Source organism: Hydrogenophaga pseudoflava (assembly GCF_004353865.1).
Taxonomy (GTDB): Bacteria; Pseudomonadota; Gammaproteobacteria; order Burkholderiales; family Burkholderiaceae_C; genus Hydrogenophaga; species Hydrogenophaga pseudoflava.
The window spans coordinates 4,375,889-4,402,781 of the sequence record NZ_CP037867.1; the positions used below are offsets into that span (position 1 = coordinate 4,375,889).

The following is a 26,893-nucleotide window of genomic DNA, read 5'->3' on the forward strand; positions in this document are numbered from 1 at the left end:
TCGCTCCATTGAAGGTTGATGAACCACTTCACGGGCGAGAGGGGGACAAAAAAAAGCCCATCGCACAGAGAAGTGGATGAGCGTCGTTGCATGGATGTCCGAGCCTCACGAACCGCGCCGACCGGGGGTCGGGGGTGCGCTGCAACGCTCCTCGGATGGTCGCGATTCTACCGCAGGCGCCGATTTTGGGCATCTGCGAAACTGGCGGGCCTTTATGACCCATTCCCCGCTTTCCGACTGGCCGCTGGCCGAGCGCGCGCGCATCCACGGCGTGCTCACCGACATCGACGACACCCTGACGACCGACGGCGTCATCACGCCCGACGCGCTGGCGGCGCTGCACGCCTTGCGCGCCGCGGGCCTGCCGGTGTTCGCCATCACCGGGCGGCCCGCGGGCTGGAGCGAGCCCTTCGCGCTGGCCTGGCCGGTGAACGCCATCGTGGCGGAAAACGGCGCGGTGGCGCTCTGGCGCGGCGCCGACGGTGCGCTGCAAAAGGACTGGCTGCAGGACGAAACCACCCGCAGCGCCAACTTCGCCCGCCTGCAGGCGGTGGCGCAGCAGGTGCTGGCCGAGCTGCCGCACGCCCGCCTGTCGCAGGACAGCCCCGGGCGCGAGACCGACATCGCCATCGACCACAGCGAGTTCGCCCACCTCCACGAGGCCGACATCCAGCGCGTGGTGGCGCTGATGCGCGAAGGCGGGCTGAACGCCACCGTCAGTTCCATCCACATCAACGGCTGGATCGGCGAGCACCACAAGCTCGAAGGCGCTCGCTGGATCGTGCGCCAGCGGCTGGGCCGCACCCTCGACGCCGAGATCGACCACTGGGTCTATGTCGGCGACTCGACCAACGACGCGCTCATGTTCGGCCACTTCCCGCACAGCGTGGGCGTGGCCAACATCGCGCGCTTCTGGGACCAGCTCGCGCAGCGCCCGCGCTATGTGACCTCGGGAGAACGCGGCGCCGGTTTTGCCGAGGTCGCGCAGGCGGTGCTGGCCGCACGCCCGGCCGGAGCCCGCGCATGAGCGCCGCCGGTCCGATCCCAAGGCGCTCAGCCCCGCAGTGCGCAGCACGGAGGGTCGTCCAGTGAGCGGCCCGCTCCTGCCCCCGCCGTCCACCCCCGCCCCGGCAGCGCCACCCGCGCTGGCGCGCCGTGGACTCTGGGCCATTTTCATCGCCACCTTCTGCGAGCTGGTCGGCTACTTCATGCTCATGCCCTGGCTGCTGCTGCAGCTCAAGGACGGCGGCGAGTCCACCGCGCTGGCAGGGCTGTTCGCGGCCAGCGGCTGGGTCGGCGTGTTCTTCATGACACCCTTCGCCTCGGCCATCACCCAGCGCCTGGGCCGGCGGCCCACGCTGTGGCTGTCGGCGCTCATCCCCGTGGTCTCCACCACCGGCTTCCTGCTCACCGACGCCCTGCCCGTCTGGTTCGCCTGCGAGTTCATCGCCGGCGCGGCCTCCGGCCTGCGCTGGGTGCTGGCCGAGGCGGTGGTGGCCGAGTTCGCGCCGCCCCACCAGCGCGGGCGCATGGTGGGCCTGTTCGAAACCATGGTCGGCACCACCTTCGTGATCGGCCCGGCCCTGCTGGCGCTGGTGGGCCCCACCAGCCCGGTGGCGCTGTGGATCGTGCTGTGCTTTCTGGTGCTGGGCCTGCTGGGCAGCCTGTGGATTCCGCGCCTGCCGGCCGCGGCCGACGCGCACGAGGCGCGCGTGGGCCTGCACGGCGTCTGGCACGCGCTGCGCGCGCACCCGCTGATCATGACGGTCGGCTTCGTCGGCGGCTTCTTCGAAAGCGGCCTGACCTCCATCCTGCCACTCTACGGCCTGGCGCTGGGCATGGGGGCCGCGGCGGCGGCGCTGCTGGTGTCGGCCAGCGGCCTGGGCAGCGCGCTGATGATGCTGCCCGCCGGCATGGCGGCGGACCGGCCCTCGCTGCAGCAGCGCCACGGCGGCGAACACGGCGCCCGGGTGCTGATCCTGCACGCCTGTGCCCTGATCACCCTGCTGGCCACCGTGCTGATTCCCTTCGTGGCCGGCGCCCCCTGGCTGGCGGCGGCGGTGGCCTTCGTCTGGGGCGGCGCGGGCGGCAGCCTGTACACGCTGGCCATGATCGACATCGGCTCGCGGGAGGAAGGCATCACCCTGGTCAACAGCACGGCGGTGCTGGTGCTGTCGTACACGCTGGGCGGCGTGCTGGCGCCCGCGCTGGGCGCCGCCATGCTGGACTGGGCGCCGGTGATCGGCTTCCCGGCGCTGCTGCTGGCCGTGGCCGGGCCCGGCTGGTGGCTGCTGCGGCGCGAGCACCGCAGGCTGCGCTCAGGGCGCCGCGGCCGCGCCTGATGGCGCACCGGCCGGTGCAGCCGGCCGGGGACGGTCCAGCACCCGGTCGGCCAGACCACCGCCGACCCACATGCCCGCCAGCGTGAGCCAGGCCGTGACGGCGAAGATGGCGCCGCCGGTCATGCCAGCCCCCACCGCGCAGCCGCCGGCCAGCATGGAGCCGAAGCCCATGAGGATGGCGCCGATGATGTAGCGCGGCATGGTGTAGCCGCCGCCGAAGCCTTCGAGCTTCCAGTCGCCGCCCACCAGCGCGCCGATCAGCGAGCCCAGGAACACGCCCGGCATCAGGCCCAGGTCGAAGTTCCAGGGCTCGTCCGGGTTGCTCAGCACGCGCATCAGCCACTCGGCCGAGGGGCCGCTGAAGGTCATTCCCTGCACCTGCACCGGCTCGAAGGAATGCGCCAGCACCTGGTAGGTGGCCAGCCAGGCCAGTGCCACGGCCAGCCCGGTGCCGATGCCGCCCAGCCACTTCCAGACGCCCCAGCCGCTGTAGTAGGCGAAGAAACCCGCCGTCACCATCCACACCGCGCCAAACGCCAGGCCGTCGTTCGGCCCCACGCCGACCAGCGCCAGCAGGCTGCGCGCCGGCCCGCCGTCCACCACCCACCACCCGGCGATCGCTTCGCGCCAGGGCGCGAGCACGCCGGCCAGCGAGGCCTGCGCCGTGACCGCGAAGATCAGCCCCGAGAGCAGCGCGCGCAGGTTGCCGTTGGCCGAGAGCACCAGCAGGCGGCTGGCACAGCCGCGCGTCATGACCATGCCGACGCCGAAGATCAGACCGCCGACCAGCGCGCCCGACAGACTGCCTTTGGAAGCGAGCTGCCGCGCCGTGCTGACGTCCAGCAGGCCGGACACCACGAACAGCTGCACCGCCACCACCGCGGTGGAGAACGCCAGCAGCCACACCGCGAGCTTTTCACCGAACCGGCCGTGCCAGAACTCGATGACCGCCGCCCGCAGGCAGAACTTCGAGCGCTGGGCGAAGAAGCCGAACAGCAGCCCGCTGAGCAGGCCGCCCACCAGCAGCACCCGGGGCTCTCCGTAGTGTTCGATCCAGGCGGTCCAGTCCATGCGATCCTCGTTTATCAAAACATGCGAATTTACGGATGTTATGCCTGTTCTCGCCCATTTTTCTTGATGCGGCGCAACATGTGACGGGGCGCTAAGCTCCCTGGCGGGCAGTGCCCCCACATGAAAGGACTCCCATGCCCATCCCCTGGCTGACCGCACTGAAGGTGATTCCCTGGGGCGACGTGATCGAACACGCGCCCAAGGTGCTCAAGGGCGCGCGCGACCTGCTGAACCAGCAGCGCCAGCGGCGCCGCGAGGCCGCCGAGCCCGCCCCCGCCCCGGACGCCGCCGTCATCGAGGCGCCCAGCCCCACGCCGCCCGAGCTGCGCGAACTCCAGCAACAGCTGGCCACGGCGCGCGAGGACCTCACCCGGCTGCAGCAGACGCAGGACCAGATCACCCAGACCGTGGCCGAACTGGCCGAACAGAACACCCGGCTGGTGGCCGCGGTGGAGCTGCTGCGCACGCGCACGCGGCTGCTGATGGGGGCGGTGGTGGTGCTGGCGGTGGTGCTGGCCGCCTGGTATTTCAGCGCCGCTTGAAGGGCACCTGGTAGAGCCAGACCGGCTTGCCCTGGACGGTTTCGAGCCGGGCTTTCGGTGTGAAACCGGCGGCCTCGAACTCCAGGCTGGCCAGCCAGGCGCCGGGTGCCAGCTCGGCGGCGGCCTTCTCCATCGCGCGCGGCATGCTCTCGGGCCGCTGGAACAGATAGACCATGTGGTAGCCCGACCAGTCTTCGGCCCATATGTCGGCGCGGCGCACCGTTGCGAAGCGGCAGCGCAGCCGGCACAGCAGGGCCAGCGGCCAGCTCCACTCCAGGCCGTGGACCTGCGCCCGCGGGTACTGGCGGTGCAACGCGATCAGGCCGGCGCCGAGCCCGCAGCCGGCATCCACCACCGCCGCGCCATCGGGCAGCGGCGCCTTCTGCGCCAGCCCGTCCAGTGCGTTCCCCGGCGTGGGGAACAGCGGCGCGTCACCCCAGCTGCCCAGCGGGTACAGGGCCAGCAGCAGTGCCAGCGGCAGCAGCCAGACCCAGCCCGGCACGGCAGCGGCCGCGCCGCTGGCCAGCAGCGAAAGCGGAAAACCGGCGAGCATGAACAGGCGCCGCCAGGGTGTGCGGCCGGTCCAGGCGGCCAGGCCGGCGGCCAGCAGAGCGGGCACAAAGGCCGCCACCGGCCCCAGACCCACCGCCTGAAGGCCCATGAACAAGCCCCAGGCCAGTGCCCAGGTCAGCAGCGCGGGAAGCGGCCAGATCAGCATGCGGGCATTGTCATCGTTCGCGGCGCGGCCACAGCGCAGTCACCGGCGTCGCCAAGGCGATGGTGGCGGCTTGCCTCGGCGGCACGGCGTGTCTATGGTGCGTCTTCCACCACAACATTCAGGAGACACCCCAATGGCCCTCGCCCCCCGCTTTTCCGTGCTCGTCTCAGGCTACACCTTCTTCGAAAGCCCGCGCTGGCGCGACGACCACCTGTGGCTGTCGGACTTCTACACCCACCAGATCATCCGCGTCGACCGGCAGGGCCGGGTGGAAAAAATCGCCGACGTGCCGCAACAGCCCTCGGGCATGGGCTGGCTGCCCGACGGCCGCCTGCTGGTGGTCTCGATGCGCGACCGCAAGGTGTTGCGCCGCGAGGCCGACGGCCGCCTCGTCACGCACGCCGATCTGTCGTCCGTCGCGAACGGTCATGTCAACGACATGGTGGTGGACGCGCAAGGCCGTGCCTACGTGGGCAACTTCGGTTTCGACCTGATGGGCGGCGGCGCGCCACACACCGCCACGCTGGCGCGCGTCGACCCCGACGGCTCGGTGCACGCGGCGGCCGAAGGCCTGTACTTCCCCAACGGCAGCATGATCACGCCCGACGGCCAGACCCTGATCGTCGCGGAAACCATGGGCAACCGCATCTCGGCCTTCGACATCCAGCCCGACGGCCAGCTGGGGCCGCGCCGCGACTGGGCCGCCTGGGGTCCGTTGCCGGCCATGACCGACGTGCCGAGCGTGCTGGGCGCGCTCAAGGCGGCACCCGACGGCGCCACGCTGGACGCCGAGGGCGCGGTGTGGTTCGCCGACGCCGTGGGCCACCGCGTGGTGCGCATGGCCCCGGGCGGCGAGATCCTGGAGAGCATTTCCACCGGGGACCAGGGCGCCTTCGCCTGCACACTCGGCGGCCCCGATGGCCGCACCCTGTTCATCTGCGTGGCGCCGGACTTCCTGGAGCACGCGCGCCAGGCTGCGCGCGAGGCGGCCATCTGGACCACCACCGTGAACGTGCCAGGCGCCGGACGGCCCTGAACCCCGCCGCCCGCCCGACGGGCGGGCCGTTCAGCGCGCCAGCACCGGCGCGAGCACCTGGCCGGTGTGCGTGCCCAGCCGCACCACGTCTTCCGGCGTCGCCGCCGCCACGATGCGGCCGCCGCCCGAGCCGCCTTCGGGGCCCAGGTCGATGATCCAGTCGGCCTCGGCCATCACGTCCAGGTCGTGCTCGATCACGACCACGCTGTGGCCGCCGTCCACCAGGCGGTGCAGCACGCGGATCAGTTTTTCCACGTCGGCCATGTGCAGGCCCACCGTGGGTTCGTCCAGCACGTACAAGGTGTGCGGCGCCTTCTGGCCGCGGCGGCCGATGTCGTCGCGCACCTTGCTGAGCTCGGTCACCAGCTTGATGCGCTGCGCCTCTCCGCCCGACAACGTAGGTGAGGGCTGGCCCAGCGTGAGGTAACCCAGGCCCACGTCCTTGAGCAGCTGCAGCGGGTGGCTGATGGCGGGCATGCTGGCGAAGAACTCGACCGCCTCGTCCACCGCCATCTGCAGCACGTCGCCGATGTTCTTGCCCTTCCAGGTGACGGCCAGGGTCTCGGGGTTGAAGCGCGCGCCGTGGCAGACCTCGCAGGGCACCTTCACATCCGGCAGGAAGCTCATCTCGATGGTGCGCAGGCCCTGCCCTTCGCAGGCGGGGCAGCGGCCTTCGCCGGTGTTGAAGCTGAAGCGGCCCGGGCCGTAGCCGCGCGCCTTGGCTTCCAGCGTGTCGGCGAACAGCTTGCGCACCGTGTCCCAGAAGCCGATGTAGGTGGCCGGGCAGGAGCGCGGCGTCTTGCCGATCGGCGTCTGGTCGACCTCGAGCACGCGGTCCACGGTCTCGCTGCCCAGCAGCTTGCTGCAGCCGGTCCAGGCGGGGCGCACACCCTCGTTGTCCCAGGCCTGGCGGCCGGCGAAGGTGCTGCGCATCGACACCGCCTCGGCCACATTGGTCAGCAGCACGTCGCGCGCCAGCGTGGACTTGCCGGAACCGCTGACGCCGGTGACCACCACCAGGCGCTTGAGCGGCACGGCCACGTCCACCTGCTGCAGGTTGTGCATGGTGGCGCCGCGCAGTTCGAGCTGCTCACCGTCGGCGGTGACGGCGCGCCGCGGCTGCAGCGGGTGCTTCATGGCATGCAACAGGTAACGCCCGGTCAGCGACTCTTCGCTCGCCGACAGGTCGGCCACCGTGCCTTGCGCCACCACGCGGCCGCCGCGTTTGCCGGCGCTGGGTCCGATGTCGATGATGTGGTCGGCGCGGCGGATCGTGTCTTCGTCGTGCTCCACCACCACCAGGGTGTTGCCCATGTCGCCCAGCTTGTGCAGAGCGTCCAGCAGGATCTGGTTGTCGCGCGGGTGCAGGCCGATGGTGGGCTCGTCCAGCACGTAGCACACGCCCTGCAGGTTGGAACCCAGTTGTGCCGCTAGGCGGATGCGCTGCGCCTCGCCACCGCTGAGCGTGGGGGCGCCGCGGTCCAGCGTCAGATAGGACAGCCCCACTTCTTCGAGGAAGGCCAGGCGGCTTTCGATTTCGGGCAGCAGGTCACGAGCAATGTCGGCTTCCCGACTGCTCAAGCCTCCGTCGGCCATGAGCGCACGGACCTTCTGCCGCACCTCGCTCACCGACAGGCGCGCGATGTCGGTGATGCCCACGCCGCCGAACTTCACCGCCCGCGCCTGCGCATTCAGCCGCGTGCCTTCGCACGTCGGACAGGCCTCGTCGGTCAGGTCTTCCACCTCGGGCTCGGCGAAGCTCTGCTCGCGGCCCTTCTGGTCGTCGTCGCGCACCGAATCGTCCAGCGCCTTGCGCTGCTCACGCGAGAGCTTGACGCCCGTGCCCACACAGTCGGGGCACCAGCCGTGCTTGCTGTTGTACGAGAACAGGCGCGGGTCCAGTTCGGGGTAACTGGTGCCGCAGGTCGGGCAGGCGCGCGTGGTGGAGAACACCTCCAGTTTGCCCAAGCCGGCGGTGGAACGCCCCTCGGCCAGCGCGGGCGCGAGGCCGTCAAGATCGGTCAGCAAGTGCAGCGTGCCCTTGCCGATTTCGAGCGCCTTGGTCAGCTGGGTGCGCAGCCAGGCTTCGTTCGCCGGGTCCACCACGCCGTCGGCCACCGGCAGTTCGATGGTGTGTTCCTTGAAACGGTCGATGCGCGGGAAACCGGTGGTGGGCAGGAACTCGCCGTCCACTCGCAGGTGCGTGTAGCCGCGCGGACGCGCCCAGTCGGCCAGCTCGGTGTAGACGCCCTTGCGGTTGACCACCAGCGGCGCCAGCAGGCCAATGTGGCGGCCGCGGTAGCGGGTGAGGATGGCGGCGGCGATGCTCTCGGGGCTTTGCGGCATCACGGCCGAGCCGTCGTGCACGCAGTGCTGCGTGCCCAGCTTCACGTACAGCAGGCGAAGGAAGTGCCAGACCTCGGTGGTGGTGCCCACCGTGGACTTGCGACCGCCGCGCGAGAGCCGCTGCTCGATCGCCACGGTGGGCGGGATGCCGTAGACCGCGTCCACCTCGGGCCGGCCCGCGGGCTGCACGATGCTGCGCGCGTAGGCGTTGAGCGATTCGAGGTAGCGCCGCTGGCCCTCGTTGAACAGGATGTCAAACGCCAGCGTGGACTTGCCCGAACCGCTGACGCCGGAGATGACGTTGAACTTGCCGCGCGGAATGTCGACGCTCAGGTTCTTGAGGTTGTGCTCCTTGGCGTTGACGATGCGGATGGCGTTGCTGTGGCTTTCGGCGCGGGCGGCCGCGGCCTGTTGGCGCTGCGGCTGCTTCAGGTAGTCGACCAGCCGGCCTTCGTGCACCGCGTGCACCTCGCCCATGGACGCTGCGTACTCGCGCAGCGCCCTGGCGGTGTGGCTGCTTGCGTGTTGGCGCACCTCTTCGGGCGGGCCTTCGGCCACCACCAGGCCACCGCCCGAACCGCCTTCGGGGCCGAGGTCGATCAGCCAGTCGGCGCTGCGGATCACGTCCAGGTTGTGTTCGATCACGATCAGCGAATGCCCGGCTTCGAGCAGCTTGCGCAGCGAGCGCATGAGCTTGGCGATGTCGTCGAAGTGCAGGCCGGTGGTCGGCTCGTCGAAAAGGAACAGCGTGCCCTTGCGGGCCAGCGCCTGGCGGCTGGCCGCGCTGTTCTTCGCGGCCTCGGCCAGGAAGCCCGCGAGCTTGAGGCGCTGCGCCTCACCGCCCGAGAGCGTGGGCACAGGCTGGCCCAGCTTCACGTACTCCAGCCCCACGTCCACGATGGGCTGCAGCACGCGGATGACCTCGCGGTCGGCCTTGAACAGGTCGGCGGCTTCGCTGACGGTGAGTTCGAGCACATCGGCCACGTTGAGCATCCGCCCGCCGCGTTCGATGCGCACCTCCAGCACCTCGGGCCGGTAACGCTTGCCATCGCAGTCCGGGCAGCGCAGATAGACATCGCTCAGGAACTGCATTTCCACGTGCTCGAAGCCCGAGCCGCCGCAGGTCGGGCAGCGCCCGTCACCGCTGTTGAAGCTGAACTTGGCCGCGGTGTAGCTGCGCTGGCGCGCAAGCGGCGCGTCGGCGAACAGCGCGCGGATGGCGTCCCAGGCGCCGACGTAGCTGACCGGGTTGGAGCGCGCGGTCTTGCCGATGGGCGACTGGTCCACATAGACCACCTCGCTCAGGAAGTCGGCACCCAGCAGGCGGTCGTGCGCGCCAGGTGACTCGGTGGCCTTGCCGAAATGGCGCAGCAGCGCGGGCGCGAGCACGTCCTGGATCAGCGTGGACTTGCCCGAGCCCGACACGCCGGTGACCACGGTCAGGCGCTGCAGCGGGAGCTCGACGTAGAGGTTCTGCAGGTTGTGCTCGCGCGCGCCTTCGAGGATCAGGCGCGGCGTGCTGTCGGTGACCATGCGCTTGAAGCCCATGCCCACGGTCTTGCGGGCGCCGAGGTAGGCGCCCGTCAGCGTGTCGGCGCTGCGGATGGCCTCGGGCGTGCCGTCGAACACGATCTGCCCGCCGCGCTCGCCGGGGCCGGGGCCCATGTCGATCAGGCGGTCGGCCGCCAGCATCACGGCCGGGTCGTGCTCGACCACCACCAGAGTGTTGCCGGCATCGCGCAGGCGCAACATGGCGTCGTTGATGCGCGCCATGTCGCGCGGGTGCAGGCCGATGCTGGGTTCGTCCAGCACGAACAGGGTGTTGACCAGCGAGGTGCCGAGCGCGGTGGTGAGGTTGATGCGCTGGACTTCGCCGCCGCTGAGCGTGCGGCTCTGGCGGTCGAGCGTGAGGTAGCCGATGCCGACCTCGCACAAGTAGCGCAAGCGGGTGTTGATCTCTTCGAAGAGCAGCTTCAGGGCCTGCTGTTCACCCGAGGCTTTGGGTGCGCCCGGGTCCGGCGATGCGGGTGGGTGGGTGGAGTGCCCGGGGAAGGAATCGGAGCCTGCGACTGACGCCCCCGGGCGCTCCGCCCGCGCGCCCGCGTCGCCAGCGAGAGAAACCGACAGATCGGAGAAGAAGCGCCGCAGATCGGTCAGCGGCATCAGCATCAGGTCGTGCAGGCACAGGCCGGGCAGGGCTTCAAGCTGCGCGCGCGACCACTTCACCCCGGTCGGCAGGTAGCGCCTGCCGGCCGGCAGCACCGCGTCGGCCTGCGCCTTCGTGCCGATGCGCCACAGCAGGCTGTCGGTCTTCAGGCGCGCGCCGCCACAGCTGGGGCATTCGGTGTAGCTGCGGTACTTGGACAGCAGCACCCGGATGTGCATCTTGTAGGCCTTGCTCTCCAGGTACTCGAAGAACCGCGCCACGCCGTACCACTGCTTGCCCCACTGGCCGTCCTTGTAGCTGGGGGTGCCGCCGATGACCCACTGCTTCTGCTCGGACGTGAGCTTGTTCCAGGGCGTGTCGCGCGGGATGCCTGAGGCTTCCGCATGGCGCATCAGGTCGTCCTGGCATTCCTTCCACGCGGGGGTCTGGAACACCTTGATCGCACCGTTGCGCAGCGTGAGCTTTTCGTCGGGGATCACCAGGCCGTAGTCCACGCCGATGACGCGACCGAAACCGCGGCAGGCCTCGCAGGCGCCGACGGCGGAGTTGAAGGAGAAGGCCGAGGGCGTGGGTTCGGTGTAGCGGATGTCGCTTTCCGGGCAGTGCAGCCCGGTGCTGAAACGCCAGATGTCCGGCTCGCCCTCCTCGCGAAGCACATAGACCATCAGCTTGCCCGCGCCGCGCTTGAGCCCGGCTTCGATGGCTTCCATCACCCGCGCCGGTTCGGCGTTGCCGAGGCGGAAGCGGTCGGCCACCACGTCCAGCAGCTTCACGGCTTCGATCACCGGCTTGGCCTTCTTGCCCTTGGCCGGCGCTTCTTCCTTCGCTTCGCGCTGCACGGTGCGCTCGGCCTGCACGCGGGTGTAACCACTGGCCGAGAGCCACTGCTCCACCTCTTCGGGCGTGGTGGACGCGGGCAGCTCGACCGGGAAGGTCACCACCAGCCGCGGATCGCCCTGCTCGGCGGAACGCCTTTGCAGTTCCGCAAAGATCGACTCCGGCGAATCGTGCCGCACCGGCAGCGCGGTGGCGCGGTCGAACAGCTGCGCCCCGCGCGCGAACAGCAGCTTGAGGTGGTCGTTCAGCTCGGTCATGGTGCCGACCGTGGAGCGCGACGAGCGCACCGGGTTGGTCTGGTCGATGGCAATGGCCGGGGGCACGCCCTCGACCTTGTCCACCGCCGGCTTGTCCATGCGGTCCAGGAACTGGCGCGCGTAGGCGCTGAAGGTCTCGACGTAGCGCCGCTGGCCTTCGGCGAACAGGGTGTCGAACACCAGGCTGGACTTGCCCGACCCGCTGGGGCCGGTGACCACCGTCAGCTCGCCGGTGCGGATGTCCAGATCGAGGTTCTTGAGGTTGTGCTGGCGGGCACCGCGGATGCGGATCGTGCCGCCACCGTCTGCGGGCGCCTCGGCGGGGGACAGGGGTTCGTCGGCGGGGCGGAGATCGTCGGACATGCAGGCCTTCCTGAGAGGGAGCCGAACATTCTAGGAGCCGCACGTCGGGCTGTCCGGGGGCTACGTCATTCCCCCAATGCCGCACCCCCATCCACTGCCTAGACTGGCGCTCCCAAAGGAGACAGACGAATGACAAACACAACAAGCGTGCGCCGGACCCTCGGCGCCATGGGGCTGGCCGCTGCACTGGCCTGGCCCGCAGCCGCCTGGTCACAGATCCGCATCGGCCAGACCGCCGGCTTCAGCGGCCCCGTGGCCGCCGGGGTGAAAGAAACCACCGACGGCGCCAGGCTGTACTTCGACGCCATCAACGCCAAAGGCGGGGTGAACGGAGAGAAGATCGACCTGGTGTCGCTGGACGACAAGTTCGACCCCAAGCTGGCGGCCGAAAACGCCCGGAAGCTGGCCGACGACAAGGAGGTGGTCAGCCTGTTCCTGAACCGCGGCACCCCGCACACGCAGGCCATCCTGCCGGTGCTGGCGGACGCCAAGCTGCCCCTGGTGGGCCCGTCCACCGGCGCCATGGTGCTGCACCGACCCGTCAACCCGTGGGTGTTCAACGTGCGCGCCACCTACCAGCGCGAGGCCGAGCGCGCGGTGCAGCACCTGAGCCTGATCGGCATGGACCGCATCGGCGTGCTGCACGTGGAGGACAGCTTCGGCGCCGACCTGCTCGAAGGCGCCCAGAAGGGCTTTTCGTCGGTGGGCAAGAGCCCGCTGTTCATCGAGAAGTTCGACCGCGCCCAATGGGACTTCAGCGCGATCGCCCCCCGCATCGCCAGCTCGGGCGCGCAGGCGGTGCTGTTCATCGGCTCGGGCGTGGCGGTGGCCGATGGCGTGGCCGCGATCCGCAAGGCCGGCTCGCGCGCCCAGATCATCACCAACTCCAACAACGCCTCCGGCGGCTTCGTGAAGTCCCTGGGCACCCACGCCTCGGGCACCATCGTCACCCAGGTCTTCCCGTACGAGCGCTCGCTCTCGGTGGCCATGGTGAAGGAGGCGATGGACCTGGCCAAGGCCAAGGGACTGGAGGGCGTGAGCCCGGCGATGCTGGAAGGCTTCGCGGCGGCCAAGGTGCTGGTGGCGGGCCTGCAGCGCGCCGGCGCCAACCCGACACGGGCCAAGCTGCGCGACGCGCTGGAAGGGCTGTCCAAACTGGACATCGGCGGCCTTGAGGTGGGCTTCGGGCCGAACGACCACACCGGCCTGGAGTTTGTCGACCTGTCCATCATCGACAGCGGCGGCAAGTTCCGCCGCTGACCCCCTCAGCCCAGGAACCCGAGATTCCTGGTGCTGAAATTGGTGAGGTTCGGCAGGATGGTGTTGAGCTGCGGGTCCGAGGCACCGAACCAGCGCAGCAGGGTCGCGGCGTACTGGTCGACCGAGGTGGTGGGAATCCACCGCCCGTGCAGCTCCCAGGAGGAGACGCCGACGTCGTTGGGGCCACCGGCCACCAGCTCGGGATAGCTGCCATAAACCGCCCCACCCTGCACCGCACCGCCCATCACCAGATGGTGGTTGCCCCAGGCGTGGTCGGTGCCGGAGCTGCTGTTGGGCACGAAGGTGCGGCCGAAGTCACTCTGGGTGAACAGGGTCACGTTGTTGCCCATACCGATGGCCGCCATCGCGTTGTAGAAGCAGGCCATCGCGTCGGCCAGGCCCTGCAGCAGGCGGGCGTGCACGCCGCTCAGGCTGTCCGCTGCGATCTGCTCGTTGTGCGTGTCGTAGCCGCCCTGCTGGGCAAAGAAGATCTGGCGGTCGCCCTGCACGGTGGCACGCCCGGCCACCAGCTTGGCAATCTGGTAGAGCTGGCGGCCGAGGTCGGTGCCGATCGCCCCCTGTGCATTGGTCAGCGGCGCGAAGGCCGTGTCGATCAGGGTCGGCGCCGCCGGGTTGGGCTCCACCCCGACGATGGCGCCCAGCCGGGACGACACCTCGAACGCCGTGCGCTGCTGCTGCGCGTAGGCGTCCAGCAGCACGTTGGAGCTGCCCAGGTTGCCCGGCTGGTACAGCGCCTCCAGCGCGGTCTTGCGCGCGACCGTGGGTGCCCAGGTGCCCTCCAGGCCTTCCACCCCGAAGGTGTCGCCCGGCCCCGGCAGCACCAGGGGCGTGCCGAGCGCGGACAGGCCGAAGTGGCCGTTGCCTCCCACGGAGATCACCGGATTGGTGGTGCCCAGGGTGTCGGTGGCGCGACCGCCCCAGCCGGTGCGTTCGAGTGAACGGGCGCTGGACGCCTCCCACTCGATCTGCTGGTCCGAGTGCGAGAACAGATTGTCCGGAATCAGCGGCGAGGTGCCCGGCAGGCTGCGGAACTCGGTCTTGGTCAGCGGTCCGAAGAGCGGACCGACGTTGGCCACGGCGGCGATCTTGCGCGCGCTGCACACCGGCGCCAGCGCGGCCATGGACGGGTGCAGGCCCACGTCTGTGCCCGCCATCGGCACCAGGCTGTTGCGCGGCAGGGCGAGGGCGCCGCGCGCCGTGGCGTACTGGTTGTAGCGCGTGGTGTCGGTCGGCACCACCGTGTTCTGCCCGTCGTTGCCGCCGTACAGGAAGACGCACACCAGGGCCTTGTAGCCGTCGGCCTGGGCCTTCACCGGGTTCTGCAGCAGGGCCGACAGGCTGCCCACCCCGAGTGCGCCCGCCAGTGACGCGCCGCCCCAGCGAAGCCACTGCCGCCGGTCCATCGGCGCCCACTGCGATGCATGTTGTCGGTTCATGTCGGTCACATCCCTTCAGCGGACCAGGTGGTACTGGGGCGAGGCAAACACCAGGAAGGCGGCCTGGCGCACCCGGTTGGTCCGGTCACTGGAGGTCCCGGACCCAAACTGGTTGACCGCAGAAATCACCGCCGTGCGCGACGTGGCGGGCAGCAGCTCGCCCAGCGCCAGCATGGAGATGCGGTCCACCAGACGGCCGGCATCGGTCACATCCGCCTCGAACCCGCTGAGATTGACCCGGGTGCCCACCGCGCCGGGCACAGTCGAGCTGGCACCGGAGCCATTCCAGAAGATGAGGTAGTTGAGGTAGTTGATCCGGTTGAGCGCGGTGTTGGCGTTGTGGATGCCGAAGGCCGGCCCCACCAGCGCGGTGCCGGCCACCGGGTAATCCGGCGAATAGAAGTTGAACACCGACGGCGGACGGAAGACGTGCTGGCGCATCTCTTCGCCCCACCACCAGCCCAGCGCCTCGCCATCGGTCCGGCCGTTGAGGGCGCGCAGCACGCCGGTGAACAGCTGAATGGGCTCGCGCAGCCGGCCGGCCGAGCTGGCCACTGTCGTGCTGCGGGCTTCTGCATCCAGCAGCACCGCGGCCACGGTGGCGGCGAGATCGCCCTTCCGGCCGGTGCCCAAACGGCCGTGCCGGCCGGCGCTGAACGCCCCCGCCACGCGCTGTACGTACGCAGGGCTCGGGTTGCTCGTCACCAGCTGCTGGATCAGGTGCCGGCTCACGAACGGCGCCACGTTCTGGTGGGCCATGATGCTGTCGAGCACCGCCTCCAGCGCCGCCGGCGCAGTGTTGCCCGAAGGCAGGCTCACCCCGGACAGCAGCGAGCGCGCCGCGGTGTTGTGGAACGACGCCACCGAGACCATGTCGCCGTCGTAGAACTGGCAGTTGGCGCCCCGGGGCCAGCAGCCCCACGGCGTGGCGCCACCAGGGGGATAGGTCCAGCCGGTGAGTGCGTGGGCGTAGGCGCGCACACGCTCGTTGTCGTAGGTGGGCGTGCAGCTGCCGCCCTGCAGCGAGCCGTCCGGGTTGAGCAGGCAGGTGCCCAGCGAGAACAGCTGCAGCAGCTCGCGGGCGAAATTCTCGTTGGGCGCGTCCTTGTCGTTGTTGACATGGTCGAGGTAGTCGCCCATGACCGGCGACAGGATGACCTTGCGCAGCAGGTCGCGGTAGTTGCCGAATGCGTGGTCCAACAGCATGTTGTGGTAGTTGCGCAGACCATAGGTGCCGCTGACCTCGTAGTTGGACACCACCAGCATCTGCTGCAACGCCAGCCCGACGCGCTGGCGCAACTGGTCCTGACCGGTCACCGCATTGCGGTAGAAGTCCCAGACCAGGGGTGTGGACGAATACCAGTCGCGCCAGCACTGGTCGCCCCGGTTGTCGCAGAAGTCGGCGCCCTGGCTGGTGTGCTTGTGCACGGCGTTGGTGCCGCCGCTGGTGTAGCGGGACCGGGGCAATGGCACGATGACGGGTACGCGCGGCCCATTGGGACTGGGCTTGAAGGCCTGGCGCTGCAGGCTCATCTGGTCGGCGACCCAGCGCGAGGCCCCCCACTCGCGGATCTGCGTCACCAGCGACTCGGTGGGCCCGAAGGTCGCCTGGTTGGCCAGCCGCACCGCATCGGCCTGCGTCATCACAAGGGCCTTGGGCGCTCCACCCTCGCCGGCCTCCGGCACAGGTTCATCGTCGAAGACCGAACTCAGGCTGGGCCAGCTGGTCCCTGTGGAACCCCCAGACTCCGACGCCGCCGTCTTCCGGGCCGAGGTCCGATCTGTACCGCCTGCAGTTTCACCGCCGCCGCAGGCCGCGAGCGCCGCCACCACGACCACCAGCGGCAGCCGAAGCCAGAGGCGCCGGCGCGAGGGGCCGGGCAGTGCGATAGGGGGCGCTGTGGCGTTCATGGGCCGCCAATGTAGGCGGCCGAACCCGGACCGCGAAGGACCGGATTCGGCCGCTGTTACATGCCACAAACAACTTACAGAACGTGACAACCCCGTCGGGTGCACGCACACCAGGCCCGCCGCCTGGTTGAGAAAGGCGCCCGCCGGGCGCTCAGTCCTTGACGATCAGCACTGGCAGGCGGGTGTGCGTGAGCACCTTCTGCGCCACGCTGCCCAGCACCAGCGCCTTGACGCCCTGGCGGCCGTGCGAGGCCATCACGATCAGGTCGCAGCCTTCGGCCTGCGCCGTTTCGATCACCCCTTCGTAGACCACGTTGCGCTCGATGGTGTCGCCGGCAAACGGCACGCCTTCGGCCGCGAAGACCTTGCCCAGCTCATCCAGCGCCTGCCCGGCCACGCTGCGCGATTCGGCCAGGTAGGCCTGCAGGCCGGCGGCCGATGCGTCCCCGATGCCGATGTAGGGGAACGGGTCGATGACGTAGACACCGATCACCTGGGCGCCGTGCGCCTTGGCCAGCTGCACGGCGGTGGAGGCCGCACGCAGGGCCAGCGCGGAACCGTCGGTGGGGACGAGGATTTTCTTGAACATGTCGTATCTCCTTGTGGGTGAGCGCATTTCTCAGAGCGCCTGGGCGCCGGGACAGGCCCAGGACACAGTCATATTAGTGGCATCCTGCGCCAGCAGCTCTGCGCGAGATCAATGAGGCCGCTTCAGGCCTTGCGCTGCACGCCCACGGGCAGACGGTGCGCCGCCTCCCAGTCGCCGCACTGGAACCACGCCGCGCCGTCCAGGCTTTCGCGCAGCATCGGCAGCGCGTCCAGCCCCCAGAACACCCGCCCACCCGCGACCATGGACGGCACACCGAACAGGCCCAGCGCCAGCGCCCGCTCGGTGTTGTCGCGCAGCCGCTGCTTCACCACCTCGCTGTCGGGTTCGTTCCAGGGTTTGTCGCGCTGCCGCATGTGGTCCTGCAGCTGCGATTGCAGGGCCTGCAGACGCACGGGGTCGAGCGGGTCTGCGCCGCCGTGCCAGACGTGGTGGAACAGCTGCTCGGTCACATACCGGTTGGTCTGGCCGGGCGCGTCGTCGGTGGAGGCGCACAGCCCCAGGCGCAGCAGCGGCAGCGGGTTGAAGGGGTGCATCGCTGGCAGGTCCAGCCGCACGCCGTGGTGCTGCGCCAGCCAGAGCACCTGGCGGTAGGTCCAGTCGCGCTTGGACGGGATCTCGGCCGGGCCGAGCTGTCCGTGCGCCTTGAGCAGCGCCGCGAACAGTACCGGGCGGTAGTGCACCAGCACACTCAGTCCTTCGAGGGCCTGGGGCAGCCGCTCGAAGGCCAGGTGGGCGTAAGGCGAGATCGGGTCGTAGAAAAAGTCGATCTCGTGCAGGGTGGCGGACATGGCGGCGGAGGGGATCAGGTGATGGTGCGCGGCACCTGGCGCGACTCGATGCGCTCCCAGATCGCCAGCCGCTGTGCTTCGCCGGCCTGGCCCCAGCCCGCGATTTCTTCCACCGTGCGGTAGCAGCCGCTGCACAGACCGGTGGCCGCGTTCATCTGGCAGACCGAGATGCAGGGCGAAGGCACCTCGGGGTCGAGGTGGCGCGCGCGCGCGTCTTCCAGGTTGATCAGGGGTTTGGGGCGCGGTGGCGGTGGGGCCTCGCGGCGCCCGAAGAGTTTCTTGAACATCTTGAAAAGCTCAGGGGGAAGGCGGCACCGTCACGTCGTGCACCGGCGCGCCGGTCAACCGTGTCAGGTCGTCGGGGGTCAGGCGGAACACGCCGTGCGGGTGGCCGGCCGCGGCCCAGATCACGTCGAAGCGGAACAGCTGGTCGTCGATCAGCGTGACCGGCGGCTCGGCGTGCGCCAGCGGCGACACACCACCGATGGAGAAACCGGTCTTGGCCTTGACGAAATCGGCATCGGCACGGCCGAGCTTGCCGCCCTCGGCGCAGACGATGGCCTGGACCTTCTTTTCGTCGACGCGCAGGTCGCCCGAGGTGATGACCAGCACGGCCGCGTCGTCGGACTTGCGGCGGAAGATGATGCTCTTGGCGATCTGGCCCAGGGCCACTCCCAGCACATCGGCGGCCTGCTGCGCGGTGCGCGCCGCGTCGTCGAGCATCACCGGCGCGTGCGGATGGCCCAGTGCGGCCAGCACCTCGGTCACGCGCAGCACGCCGGGTGGAAGGGGTACGGAAGCAGAGAGGTTCATGGCCCGCGATGGTAGCGGGCTCAGCCGCCCTTGCGCACCAGCAGCAGGCTCGCCCCCATGGCCATCAGCACGCCGCCGAACACGCGGTTCTGCGCGCGCCGCGCCTTCGCCGTGGCCAGCCAGCGCTGCGCGCGCGAGGCCAGGAAAGCGTAGCCGTGCATCACGATCAGGTCCACACCCACCGAGGTGGCGAGCAGGATCAGCAGCTGCAGCCACAGCGGCCGCTGCGGGTCGATGAACTGCGGCAGCACCGCCACCATGAACACGATGCCCTTGGGGTTGGTCACATTGGTCATGAAGCCGGTCAGCACCCGCTCGCGCACCGACGGCAGGCCGGCGTGCTTCACCAGCGCCTCGCCAGCGGCGGGGGCCTGCTGCGCGACCGGCGCGCGCCACTGCTTCACGCCGAGGTAGATCAGGTAGGCCGCGCCCACCAACTTGACCACGGTGAACGCGGCCGCCGAGGCCAGCAGCAGCGCGCCCACGCCCACCCCGGCGATCAGCAGGATCACCGCCAGTCCCAGCTGCAGGCCGGCGATCGTGGCGCTGGTCTGGCGCACGCCATAGGCCAGGCCATGGCTCATCGACAGCACGGCACCGGAACCTGGCGAAATCGCGATCACCCAGGACGCTGCAAAAAAAGCAAGCCAGACACTGAACTCCATGGCGATCACCCTGCCCGTTTCGCCAGCAGCGCCCGCGCCACGCGCGAGCCGCTCGGGCGGCCGAGGTGCCCGCTGATGAATTGGCCGGCGTCGACCAGTTTGTCCAGGTCAATGCCGGTCTCGATGCCCATGCCGTGCAGCAGGTAGACCACGTCCTCGGTCGCGACGTTGCCGGTGGCGCCCTTGGCATACGGGCAGCCGCCCAGCCCCGCGACCGACGACTGGAAGTTCCAGACCCCCATCTCCAGCGCCGCCAGCGTGTTGGACAGCGCCTGGCCGTAGGTGTCGTGGAAATGGCCGCTGATGTGGTCGATGCCGAAGTGCTGCAGCGTCGCCCCGATGGCGGCCTGCACCTTGCGCGGCGTGCCCACGCCGATGGTGTCCGCCACGTCCACACGCTCGACGCCGATGCCCTTCATCAGCCCGGCTAGGTAGGCCACGCGCTCGGGCGCGATGTCGCCCTCGTAGGGGCACCCCACGGTGCAGCTCATCGCACCGCGCACCGCGATGCCGGCCGCCTTGGCCGCCGCGACCACGGGCGCAAAGCGTTCGATGCTCTCGGCGATGGAGCAGTTGATGTTCTTCTGGCTGAAGGCCTCGCTGGCGGCGCCGAAGACGACGATCTCGTCGGGCTTGTCGAGCACCGCTGCCTCGTAGCCCTTGAGGTTGGGCGTGAGCACCGAGTAGCGCACGCCGCCCTGGCGCGTCATGCCCGCCATGACCTCGTGGTTGTCGGCCATCTGCGGCACCCACTTCGGACTGACGTAACTGGTGACCTCGATCTCCTTCAGGCCCGCAGCCTGCAGGCGGTGCACGAGCTCGATCTTGACCGCCGCCGGCACCGGCTGCTTCTCGTTCTGCAGGCCGTCGCGCGGGCCGACGTCGATGAGGCGGACTTTCGATGGGATGTTCATGGTGTGTCTCTTCTTCAATAGCCGCGGACCGGGTCCACGACACCGGCCACCGGCTGGCCGGCTTCGAGCGCGCGGATCTTGCCGGCGATCTGGGCAATGCTCTCGTCGCGCAGCGTGCGCGCCGACGTGTGGGGTGTGACGGTGATTTTCGGGTGCTGCCAGAAGGGGTGGCCGGCGGGCAGCGGCTCGGTGCGGAACACGTCCAGCGTGGCGCCGGCCATGTGGCCGCTGTCCAGCAGGGCCAGCAGGTCGTCTTCCACCAGGTGGGCGCCGCGCGCCACGTTGATCAGGTAGCCGCCCGGCTTGAGCCGGCCCAGCGTCTTGCGGTTGAGGATGTCGCGTGTGTCCGGCGTGAGCGGCAGCAGGTTCACCAGCACCCGGCTGTTGCCGAGGAAGGTGTCCAAGCCGACCTCGCCGCTGTGGGTCACCACACCCTCGATGGCCTTGGGGCTGCGGCTCCAGCCGAAGACCGGAAACTCGAACACCCGCAGCGCCTTCGCCACGCGCTCACCCAGAACGCCCAGCCCCATCACGCCGACCGGGAAGTCCTTGCGCTCGCGCGGCTTGCGGAACGACCACTGGCCGGCCTTCACGTCGGCCTCGTAGCCGTCGAACTCGCGGAAGTGGCGGATCACGGCGTGGCACACGTACTCGGCCATCTGCACCGACATGCCCGCATCATCCAGACGCACGACCTTCACACCTGGCGGCAGACGCAGCTTCAGCAGCGCATCGACGCCGGCACCGATGTTGAACAGGCCCTTGAGCGCGGGCTGTTCGTCCAGAAACTGTTGGGGCGGCGCCCAGACCACGGCGTGGTCGGCCTGGGGCGCGCCGGCTTGCCAGACGGTGACGGTGGCGCCGGGCAGCGCCGCGCGCAGGCCCTCCAGCCAGGGCTCGGCCTTGGTGTCGGTGCAGCAGAATGTGATGTTCATGCGCCGAGCTTAGCGGGCCCGGAGCCGCCGGGCCGCCCCAAGGCGACGAGCGCCCCCTTGGGGGGCAGCGCCGGACACGCAGTGCCGAGCGTGGGGGCACCCATTCTTACCCTTGGGTTCACGCGGTGGCGACCGCCAGCTTCAACAGTTCCGCGCCCTCGGCCACCTGGTCGCCCGGGGCGAACAGCAGCTCGGCCACCGTGCCGTCGGCCGGCGCGGCGATGGTGTGCTCCATCTTCATGGCTTCCATCACCGCCAGGGGCTGGCCCTTGCGGACGGTGTCGCCGGCCTTGACGGCAAAGCTCACCACCTTGCCCGGCATGGGCGCGGTCAGGCGCCCGCCTTCGGCCGCGGTCTCGCCGGCGTGGGCCAGCGCGTCCAGCTCGGTGATCACGGTCGCGCCGCGGTCGCAGAACAGGTGCACGCTCTCGCCGAGCTGCCAGCACTGCACCGTCTGGCGCTGGCCGTTGTACTGCAGGTCCACCACCGTGCCGCTGTCGGCCGGCTGGGCCTGGAAGCTCAGCACGGCGTCGGCATCGCCCACCGCCAGCTGCAGCGCACCGCCGTGCCCATAGGTCAGCTGCGCGGTCAGCGCGTCGCCCTGGTATTCGAAGTCGAAGCGGCGCTGGGTCAGACCGAAGGGCCGCCAGCCGTCGGTGCGCGAGAACGGGTCTGCGCCCTCGCCGGCCTTCTCGTGCACCAGGGTCTGGGCCACGGCCGCGGCCACGGCCAGGGTACGGCCCACCGGGTCCTGGTTGAACAGCGCCTCGGCTTCGCGCGGGATCAACGCGGTGTCGAGCCTGGCGGACGAGAACGCGCCTGAGCGCACCACGTGGCGCAGGAACTGCACATTGGTCGCCAGGCCCACGATGCGGGTCTGCGCCAGCGCCGCGTCCAGCCTGGCCAGCGCCTCGGCGCGCGTGGCGCCATGCACGATCAGCTTGGCGACCATGGAGTCGTAGAACGGGCTGATCACATCGCCCTCGCGCACGCCATCGTCGAAACGGATGGCGCCGCGCTCGAACGCCACGTGCGCGGGCTTGCGGTACACGTCCAGGCGGCCGGTGGCCGGCAGAAAGTTGTTGTCCGGGTTCTCGGCGCAGATGCGCGCCTCGATGGCGTGGCCCTGCATGCGCAGCTCGTGCTGCTGCAGCGGCAGCTTCTCGCCCGAAGCAACGCGCAACTGCCACTCGACCAGATCGAGCCCGGTGATGGCCTCGGTGACCGGGTGTTCGACCTGCAGGCGCGTGTTCATCTCCATGAAATAGAAGCGCATCTGCTCGGGGTGGTCGTAGCCGCCGGGCTGCTCGACGATGAACTCCACCGTGCCGGCGCCCACATAGTTCACCGCCTTGGCCGCGGCCACCGCCGCCTCGCCCATCTGCTGGCGCAGCTCGGGCGTCATGCCCGGCGCGGGCGCCTCTTCCAGCACCTTCTGGTGGCGCCGCTGCACCGAGCAGTCGCGCTCGAACAGGTAGACGCAGTCGCCGTGCGTGTCGCCGAAGACCTGGATCTCGATGTGGCGCGGGCGCTGCACGTATTTCTCGACCAGCACCGCGTCGCTGCCGAAGCTGTTGATGGCCTCGCGCTTGCAGGAGGCCAGCGCCGCCGCAAAGTCCTCGGCCTTCTCGACCGCGCGCATGCCCTTGCCGCCGCCGCCCGCGCTGGCCTTGATCAGCACCGGGTAGCCGATGCGGTCGGCCTCGCGCTGCAGCAGCGCCGGGTCCTGGTCTTCGCCGTGGTAGCCCGGCACCAACGGCACGCCGGCCTGCTCCATCAGACGCTTGGATTCGGCCTTCAGGCCCATGGCCTGGATCGCCGACGAGGGCGGGCCGATGAAGACCAGACCCGCTTTCGCGCAGGCGTCGGCAAAGGCCTCGTTCTCGCTCAGGAAACCGTAGCCGGGATGGATGGCCTGCGCGCCCGTGGCCCGGGCGGCGTCGATGATGCGTTCCCACTGCAGGTAGCTCTGCTTGGGCGCGCTGCCGCCGATGTGCACCGCTTCGTCGCAGGCCGCCACGTGCTTGGCGTTCGCATCGGCGTCGGAGTACACGGCCACGGTGCGCACGCCCAGGCGGCGGGCGGTGGCGGCGACACGGCAGGCGATTTCGCCGCGGTTGGCGATCAGGATCTTGGAGAACATGCGGCTTTTCCTATGCGGGAGCGGAGTCGGGGGAGAACAGGTTGCGCAGACGGCGGAACGCCGCGCGCAGGAACTTGAACAGCATCCAGGTGACGATCCACATCAGCACCAGCGCGATCAGCAGCAGGATGCCGAAGACCACCGGGTGGCTGGTCGCCAGCCAGACGGCACCGATCACCAGGCCATCCTCGACCAGGCTCATGGCGACGTTGGAGAAGGGCTCGGGCGAGGTGTTGATGGCTGCGCGCGTGCTGGTCTTGGCCGCCTGGCTGCTGGCGGCCAGCGTGCCGCCCAGCAGCGCCGCGACCACGGCCATGGTGGCGTTGTCGGCGCCGAACACGCCCGCGGCCAGGGCGGCGCCGGCCGGCACACGGACCACGCTGTTGACGATGTCCCACAGCGAGTCCAGGCCCGGAATCTTGTCGGCGAAGAACTCGACGAACAGCAGCGCGCCGCTGGCCGCCAGCACCGCCGGGTGCTGCAGCACCTGCAGGCCCTCGGGCAGCGGCAGCCAGCCCACCAGGCCCATGGAACCGACGAGGAAGACCACCGCGTAGAGCCGGAAGCCACTGGCCCAGCCGAGCGCGGCGGCGAGCGCGAGCAGGCTGGTCATGTCCAGCTGGTTGGCGGCCGCGCTCACGCCCTCGGCGACCTGGCCGCCGATCTGCGCGCCGGCCTCGGCCGCCTGCTGTCCGGCCTGGGCGCCGAAGCCCCTGAGCCATTCCACGAAGCTGTTCCAGATCGCGTCCATGCCGTGTCCTCCTGAAGGGAAAGGACCAGATTACCCCGCCAGCCAGGCGGGTTTGCGCTTCTGCAGAAAAGACGCCACACCTTCGCGGCCTTCGTCACTCGCGCGGATGTCGGCGATGCCTTCCACCGTCGCGGCAATCAGCGCGTCGTCGATGGTGCGTTCGGCCACGTCCTGCACCAGCCGCTTGCAGGCACGCACGGCGGCCGGGCTGGCGCTCACCAGCGCGGCGCTCAGTTCGGCCACCTTGGTCTCCAGCGCATCGGCGTCCACGAGTTCGTGCACGAAGCCGATGCGGTGCGCCTCCTCGGCGGAGAAACGCTCGGCGGTGAGGAAGTAGCGGTGCGCGGCGCGCGCGCCCATGGCTCGGATCACGTAGGGGCTGATGGTGGCCGGGATCAGGCCCAGCTTCACCTCGGACAGGCAGTAGGTCGCGGTGCGCACGCTGACCGCCATGTCGCAGGCCGCGACCAGACCCATGCCACCGGCGAACACGTCGCCCTGCACGGCGGCGATGGTCGGCTTGGGGCATTCGTAGATGGCCTTGAGCATGGCGGCGAGCTGGCCGGCGTCGGCGATGTTCTCGTCGCGCGTGTAGTCGGCCATGCGGCGCATCCAGTTCAGGTCGGCGCCGGCGCAGAAGGCCGGGCCCTCGGCCGCCAGCACCACGGCGCGCACGTCGTCGCGCGCACCCACGCTTTCAAACGCGGCCTTGAGCTGCTGGATCACCTCGTCGTTGAAAGCGTTGCGCACCTCGGGGCGGGTGAGCGTGATGCGGGCGGTGCGTTCCTGCACCTTGACGGTCAGGGCCATGGTCGTGGGGGTCGTCATTTCGAGGCTTCCTCTTGCAGCAGGTACACCAGGTCCAGCTCCGGGCTGGCGTGACCCAGCGCTGTCAGCGCCGCTGTGATCTGGCCGCGGTGGTGCGTGCCGTGGTTGAACACGTGGGCCAGCGTAGGCGCAAAGGGCAGGCTCATCACCTGGCCGCGCATGTTGGTGTAGTTCAGGGCCCCGTCGAAGCGCTCGGCGGGCCAGCCCTCGATCAGAGGCAGCCAGTTGGCCGCGCCGCCCTTGAGCGCCTGGCCCAGCCGGTCGCGGTCGGGCTCGACCTCGGCGTTCAGCTCCACCTTGGGCGAGACGCCCCGGGCAAAACGCGGATACCACAGCATGTGCTCGCCCACCAGCAGGTGGTTCAGCGTGCCGTGGATGCTCTTGAAGAACAGGCCCACGTCCTTGCGGTAGTCGGCCTCGGACACATTCGCCACCGCGTCGAGCAGGCGGCGTGTGGCCCACACGTTGTAGCGGGCGAGCTGCAGGAAGTGGGCGCGGGCGTCCATGCCGACCTCACATGCGGAACAGGCCGAACTTGGTGTCCGGGATCGGCGCGTTCAGCGAGGCGGAGAGGCCCAGGGCCAGCACGCGGCGCGTGTCGGCCGGGTCGATCACGCCGTCGTCCCACAGGCGCGCGGTGGCGTAGTACGGGTGGCCCTGCACCTCGTACTGTTCCTTGATGGGGGCCTTGAACGCGGCCTCTTCTTCCGCGCTCCAGCTGCCGCCCTTGGACTCGATACCGTCGCGTTTGACCGTCGCCAGCACGCTCGCGGCCTGCTCGCCGCCCATCACGCTGATGCGCGCGTTCGGCCACATCCAGAGGAAACGCGGGCTGTAGGCGCGGCCGCACATGCCGTAGTTGCCGGCGCCGAAGCTGCCGCCGATGATGACGGTGAACTTGGGCACCGCAGCGGTGGCCACGGCCGTCACCATCTTGGCGCCGTTGCGCGCGATGCCTTCGTTCTCGTACTTGCGGCCGACCATGAAGCCGGTGATGTTCTGCAGGAAGACCAGCGGCGTCTTGCGCTGGCAGCACAGTTCGATGAAGTGCGCGCCCTTGAGCGCCGACTCGGAAAACAGGATGCCGTTGTTGGCGATGATGCCGACCGGCATGCCTTCGATGCGAGCAAAGCCGCAGACCAGGGTGGTGCCGAAGCGCGCCTTGAATTCGTCGAACTCGGAACCGTCGACGATGCGGGCGATGATCTCGCGCACATCGAACGGTTTGCGGGTGTCGGTCGGGATCACACCGTACAGCTCCTCGGCCGGGTACAGCGGTGCGACCGGGTCGATGGTGGTGATGGGCGGGACCTTGCGGGCGTTGAGGTTCTTCACCGCCTGGCGCGCCAGCGCGATGGCGTGCAGGTCGTTCTGCGCCAGGTGGTCGGCCACGCCCGACAGGCGCGTGTGCACGTCGCCACCGCCCAGGTCCTCGGCGCTCACCACCTCCCCGGTGGCGGCCTTCACCAGTGGCGGGCCGCCCAGGAAAATGGTGCCCTGGTTCTTGACGATGATGGTCTCGTCGCTCATGGCCGGCACGTAGGCACCGCCGGCCGTGCACGAACCCATGACCACCGCGATCTGCGCAATGCCTTGCGCGCTCATATTGGCCTGGTTGAAGAAGATGCGGCCGAAGTGGTCGCGATCCGGGAAGACCTCGTCCTGGTTCGGCAGGTTGGCGCCGCCCGAGTCCACCAGGTAGATGCAGGGCAGCTGGTTCTGCTGCGCCACTTCCTGCGCGCGCAGATGCTTCTTGACGGTCAGCGGGTAGTAGGTGCCGCCCTTCACCGTCGCGTCGTTGCAGACGATCATGCAGTCCACGCCGCTGACGCGGCCGATGCCAACGATGACGCCGGCGCAGGGCGCGCTGTCGCTGCCGTCGCGGTCCGGGTACATGCCCATCGCGGCCAGCGGGCTCAGTTCCAGGAAGGGCGTACCCGGGTCCAGCAGCATCTGCACCCGGTCGCGCGGCAGCAGCTTGCCGCGTGCGGTGTGTTTGGCGCGGGCGGCCTCGCCACCGCCGAGCGTGGCCTTCTGGATCTGTGCCTTCAGGTCGTCCACCACCGCGCGCATGGCGGCGGCGTTGGCCTGGAAGTCGGCGGAACGGGCGTTGAGTTTGGTGTCGAGTGCGGGCATGGT

Annotated in this window: 22 protein-coding genes and 1 riboswitch; of the genes, 5 read left to right on the top strand and 17 right to left on the bottom strand. The window is 69.8% G+C overall.

What is annotated here, in order from left to right; genetic code table 11:
• Positions 1-71: 71 nt before the first annotated feature.
• A riboswitch (S-adenosyl-L-homocysteine riboswitch) is annotated at positions 72-159 on the bottom strand.
• A 55-nt stretch (positions 160-214) separates the two neighbouring features.
• Both HPF_RS21080 and HPF_RS21085 read left to right on the top strand, forming a co-directional pair.
• Complete coding sequence (locus tag HPF_RS21080) at positions 215-1,027, top strand: HAD-IIB family hydrolase (protein WP_133157740.1); 813 nt, start codon at positions 215-217, stop codon at positions 1,025-1,027.
• 61 nt (positions 1,028-1,088) lie between these two features.
• A complete protein-coding gene (locus HPF_RS21085) occupies positions 1,089-2,342 on the top strand; it encodes an MFS transporter (protein WP_133157741.1) in 1,254 nt (417 codons plus the stop codon).
• Here HPF_RS21085 and HPF_RS21090 read toward each other — a convergent pair.
• Positions 2,319-3,413 carry a YeeE/YedE family protein gene (locus HPF_RS21090; RefSeq protein ID WP_133157742.1) on the bottom strand — a complete coding sequence of 365 codons (1,095 nt, stop codon included), beginning with the start codon at positions 3,411-3,413 and terminating at the stop codon, positions 2,319-2,321. The genes HPF_RS21085 and HPF_RS21090 overlap by 24 nt on opposite strands.
• Before the next feature lie 134 nt (positions 3,414-3,547).
• Between HPF_RS21090 and HPF_RS21095 the strand changes: the two genes are divergently transcribed.
• The gene (locus HPF_RS21095) at positions 3,548-3,955 is read left to right on the top strand and encodes a hypothetical protein (RefSeq protein ID WP_066155236.1); all 408 of its coding nucleotides are present in this window, start codon (positions 3,548-3,550) and stop codon (positions 3,953-3,955) included.
• On the opposite strand, the gene HPF_RS21100 is transcribed toward HPF_RS21095, so the two are convergent.
• Complete coding sequence (locus HPF_RS21100) at positions 3,942-4,673, bottom strand: class I SAM-dependent methyltransferase (protein ID WP_066155239.1); 732 nt, start codon at positions 4,671-4,673, stop codon at positions 3,942-3,944. The genes HPF_RS21095 and HPF_RS21100 overlap by 14 nt on opposite strands.
• Before the next feature lie 133 nt (positions 4,674-4,806).
• Between HPF_RS21100 and HPF_RS21105 the strand changes: the two genes are divergently transcribed.
• Entirely contained in the window at positions 4,807-5,709 is a 903-nt protein-coding gene (locus HPF_RS21105; RefSeq protein ID WP_066155242.1) for an SMP-30/gluconolactonase/LRE family protein, read from the top strand.
• A gap of 30 nt (positions 5,710-5,739) precedes the next feature.
• On the opposite strand, the gene uvrA is transcribed toward HPF_RS21105, so the two are convergent.
• Positions 5,740-11,679 (bottom strand): excinuclease ABC subunit UvrA, encoded by a 5,940-nt coding sequence (gene uvrA / locus HPF_RS21110; RefSeq protein WP_133157743.1) that lies wholly within the window; start codon positions 11,677-11,679, stop codon positions 5,740-5,742.
• 129 nt (positions 11,680-11,808) lie between these two features.
• On the opposite strand from uvrA, the gene HPF_RS21115 reads away from it, so the two are divergent.
• Positions 11,809-12,939 (top strand): ABC transporter substrate-binding protein, encoded by a 1,131-nt coding sequence (locus tag HPF_RS21115; protein ID WP_066155245.1) that lies wholly within the window; start codon positions 11,809-11,811, stop codon positions 12,937-12,939.
• A gap of 5 nt (positions 12,940-12,944) precedes the next feature.
• Here HPF_RS21115 and HPF_RS21120 read toward each other — a convergent pair whose 3' ends face one another.
• The 14 genes from HPF_RS21120 to HPF_RS21185 all read right to left on the bottom strand — a co-directional run bounded on the left by HPF_RS21120 (position 12,945) and on the right by HPF_RS21185 (position 26,890).
• Positions 12,945-14,396, bottom strand: coding sequence for a DUF1501 domain-containing protein (locus tag HPF_RS21120; protein WP_243721635.1), 1,452 nt, complete (start codon positions 14,394-14,396; stop codon positions 12,945-12,947).
• Positions 14,397-14,411: 15 nt separating this feature from the next.
• Positions 14,412-16,307: a DUF1800 domain-containing protein gene (locus HPF_RS21125; protein ID WP_243721636.1), complete on the bottom strand. Its 1,896-nt coding sequence runs from the start codon at positions 16,305-16,307 to the stop codon at positions 14,412-14,414.
• Positions 16,308-16,458: 151 nt separating this feature from the next.
• On the bottom strand, positions 16,459-16,896 hold the full coding sequence (locus HPF_RS21130) for a universal stress protein (protein WP_066155259.1): 438 nt from the start codon (positions 16,894-16,896) through the stop codon (positions 16,459-16,461).
• Between the two features lie 122 nt (positions 16,897-17,018).
• Complete coding sequence (locus HPF_RS21135; RefSeq protein WP_243721637.1) at positions 17,019-17,705, bottom strand: 2-hydroxychromene-2-carboxylate isomerase; 687 nt, start codon at positions 17,703-17,705, stop codon at positions 17,019-17,021.
• A 14-nt stretch (positions 17,706-17,719) separates the two neighbouring features.
• Positions 17,720-17,992 carry a DUF1289 domain-containing protein gene (locus HPF_RS21140; RefSeq protein ID WP_133157744.1) on the bottom strand — a complete coding sequence of 91 codons (273 nt, stop codon included), beginning with the start codon at positions 17,990-17,992 and terminating at the stop codon, positions 17,720-17,722.
• A gap of 10 nt (positions 17,993-18,002) precedes the next feature.
• The gene (locus HPF_RS21145; protein ID WP_133157745.1) at positions 18,003-18,518 is read right to left on the bottom strand and encodes a YbaK/EbsC family protein; all 516 of its coding nucleotides are present in this window, start codon (positions 18,516-18,518) and stop codon (positions 18,003-18,005) included.
• Between the two features lie 20 nt (positions 18,519-18,538).
• Entirely contained in the window at positions 18,539-19,183 is a 645-nt protein-coding gene (locus tag HPF_RS21150) for a LysE family transporter (protein WP_066155438.1), read from the bottom strand.
• 5 nt (positions 19,184-19,188) lie between these two features.
• On the bottom strand, positions 19,189-20,097 hold the full coding sequence (locus tag HPF_RS21155; RefSeq protein WP_133157746.1) for a hydroxymethylglutaryl-CoA lyase: 909 nt from the start codon (positions 20,095-20,097) through the stop codon (positions 19,189-19,191).
• A 14-nt stretch (positions 20,098-20,111) separates the two neighbouring features.
• Complete coding sequence (locus tag HPF_RS21160) at positions 20,112-21,032, bottom strand: 2-hydroxyacid dehydrogenase (protein ID WP_133157747.1); 921 nt, start codon at positions 21,030-21,032, stop codon at positions 20,112-20,114.
• 118 nt (positions 21,033-21,150) lie between these two features.
• Positions 21,151-23,175, bottom strand: coding sequence for an acetyl/propionyl/methylcrotonyl-CoA carboxylase subunit alpha (locus tag HPF_RS24210; protein ID WP_133157748.1), 2,025 nt, complete (start codon positions 23,173-23,175; stop codon positions 21,151-21,153).
• Between the two features lie 10 nt (positions 23,176-23,185).
• The gene (locus tag HPF_RS21170; protein WP_133157749.1) at positions 23,186-23,926 is read right to left on the bottom strand and encodes a DUF4126 domain-containing protein; all 741 of its coding nucleotides are present in this window, start codon (positions 23,924-23,926) and stop codon (positions 23,186-23,188) included.
• A 30-nt stretch (positions 23,927-23,956) separates the two neighbouring features.
• Positions 23,957-24,754 (bottom strand): enoyl-CoA hydratase/isomerase family protein, encoded by a 798-nt coding sequence (locus HPF_RS21175; RefSeq protein WP_243721638.1) that lies wholly within the window; start codon positions 24,752-24,754, stop codon positions 23,957-23,959.
• Positions 24,751-25,260: a DinB family protein gene (locus HPF_RS21180; RefSeq protein ID WP_079366602.1), complete on the bottom strand. Its 510-nt coding sequence runs from the start codon at positions 25,258-25,260 to the stop codon at positions 24,751-24,753. Before HPF_RS21180 ends, HPF_RS21175 begins: the two co-directional genes overlap by 4 nt.
• Positions 25,261-25,267: 7 nt before the next feature.
• Complete coding sequence (locus HPF_RS21185) at positions 25,268-26,890, bottom strand: carboxyl transferase domain-containing protein (protein ID WP_133157750.1); 1,623 nt, start codon at positions 26,888-26,890, stop codon at positions 25,268-25,270.
• Positions 26,891-26,893: the final 3 nt, after the last annotated feature.

Coding starts and splice junctions, on each gene's coding strand:
- HPF_RS21080 (WP_133157740.1), top strand. CDS start 215: ATGACCCATTCCCCGCTTTCCGACTGGCCGCTGGCCGAGCGCGCGCGC.
- HPF_RS21090 (WP_133157742.1), bottom strand. CDS start 3,413: ATGGACTGGACCGCCTGGATCGAACACTACGGAGAGCCCCGGGTGCTG.
- HPF_RS21095 (WP_066155236.1), top strand. CDS start 3,548: ATGCCCATCCCCTGGCTGACCGCACTGAAGGTGATTCCCTGGGGCGAC.
- HPF_RS21100 (WP_066155239.1), bottom strand. CDS start 4,673: ATGCTGATCTGGCCGCTTCCCGCGCTGCTGACCTGGGCACTGGCCTGG.
- HPF_RS21105 (WP_066155242.1), top strand. CDS start 4,807: ATGGCCCTCGCCCCCCGCTTTTCCGTGCTCGTCTCAGGCTACACCTTC.
- uvrA (WP_133157743.1), bottom strand. CDS start 11,679: ATGTCCGACGATCTCCGCCCCGCCGACGAACCCCTGTCCCCCGCCGAG.
- HPF_RS21115 (WP_066155245.1), top strand. CDS start 11,809: ATGACAAACACAACAAGCGTGCGCCGGACCCTCGGCGCCATGGGGCTG.
- HPF_RS21120 (WP_243721635.1), bottom strand. CDS start 14,396: ATGAACCGACAACATGCATCGCAGTGGGCGCCGATGGACCGGCGGCAG.
- HPF_RS21125 (WP_243721636.1), bottom strand. CDS start 16,307: ATGAACGCCACAGCGCCCCCTATCGCACTGCCCGGCCCCTCGCGCCGG.
- HPF_RS21130 (WP_066155259.1), bottom strand. CDS start 16,896: ATGTTCAAGAAAATCCTCGTCCCCACCGACGGTTCCGCGCTGGCCCTG.
- HPF_RS21135 (WP_243721637.1), bottom strand. CDS start 17,705: ATGTCCGCCACCCTGCACGAGATCGACTTTTTCTACGACCCGATCTCG.
- HPF_RS21140 (WP_133157744.1), bottom strand. CDS start 17,992: ATGTTCAAGAAACTCTTCGGGCGCCGCGAGGCCCCACCGCCACCGCGC.
- HPF_RS21145 (WP_133157745.1), bottom strand. CDS start 18,518: ATGAACCTCTCTGCTTCCGTACCCCTTCCACCCGGCGTGCTGCGCGTG.
- HPF_RS21150 (WP_066155438.1), bottom strand. CDS start 19,183: ATGGAGTTCAGTGTCTGGCTTGCTTTTTTTGCAGCGTCCTGGGTGATC.
- HPF_RS21155 (WP_133157746.1), bottom strand. CDS start 20,097: ATGAACATCCCATCGAAAGTCCGCCTCATCGACGTCGGCCCGCGCGAC.
- HPF_RS21160 (WP_133157747.1), bottom strand. CDS start 21,032: ATGAACATCACATTCTGCTGCACCGACACCAAGGCCGAGCCCTGGCTG.
- HPF_RS24210 (WP_133157748.1), bottom strand. CDS start 23,175: ATGTTCTCCAAGATCCTGATCGCCAACCGCGGCGAAATCGCCTGCCGT.
- HPF_RS21170 (WP_133157749.1), bottom strand. CDS start 23,926: ATGGACGCGATCTGGAACAGCTTCGTGGAATGGCTCAGGGGCTTCGGC.
- HPF_RS21175 (WP_243721638.1), bottom strand. CDS start 24,754: ATGACGACCCCCACGACCATGGCCCTGACCGTCAAGGTGCAGGAACGC.
- HPF_RS21180 (WP_079366602.1), bottom strand. CDS start 25,260: ATGGACGCCCGCGCCCACTTCCTGCAGCTCGCCCGCTACAACGTGTGG.
- HPF_RS21185 (WP_133157750.1), bottom strand. CDS start 26,890: ATGCCCGCACTCGACACCAAACTCAACGCCCGTTCCGCCGACTTCCAG.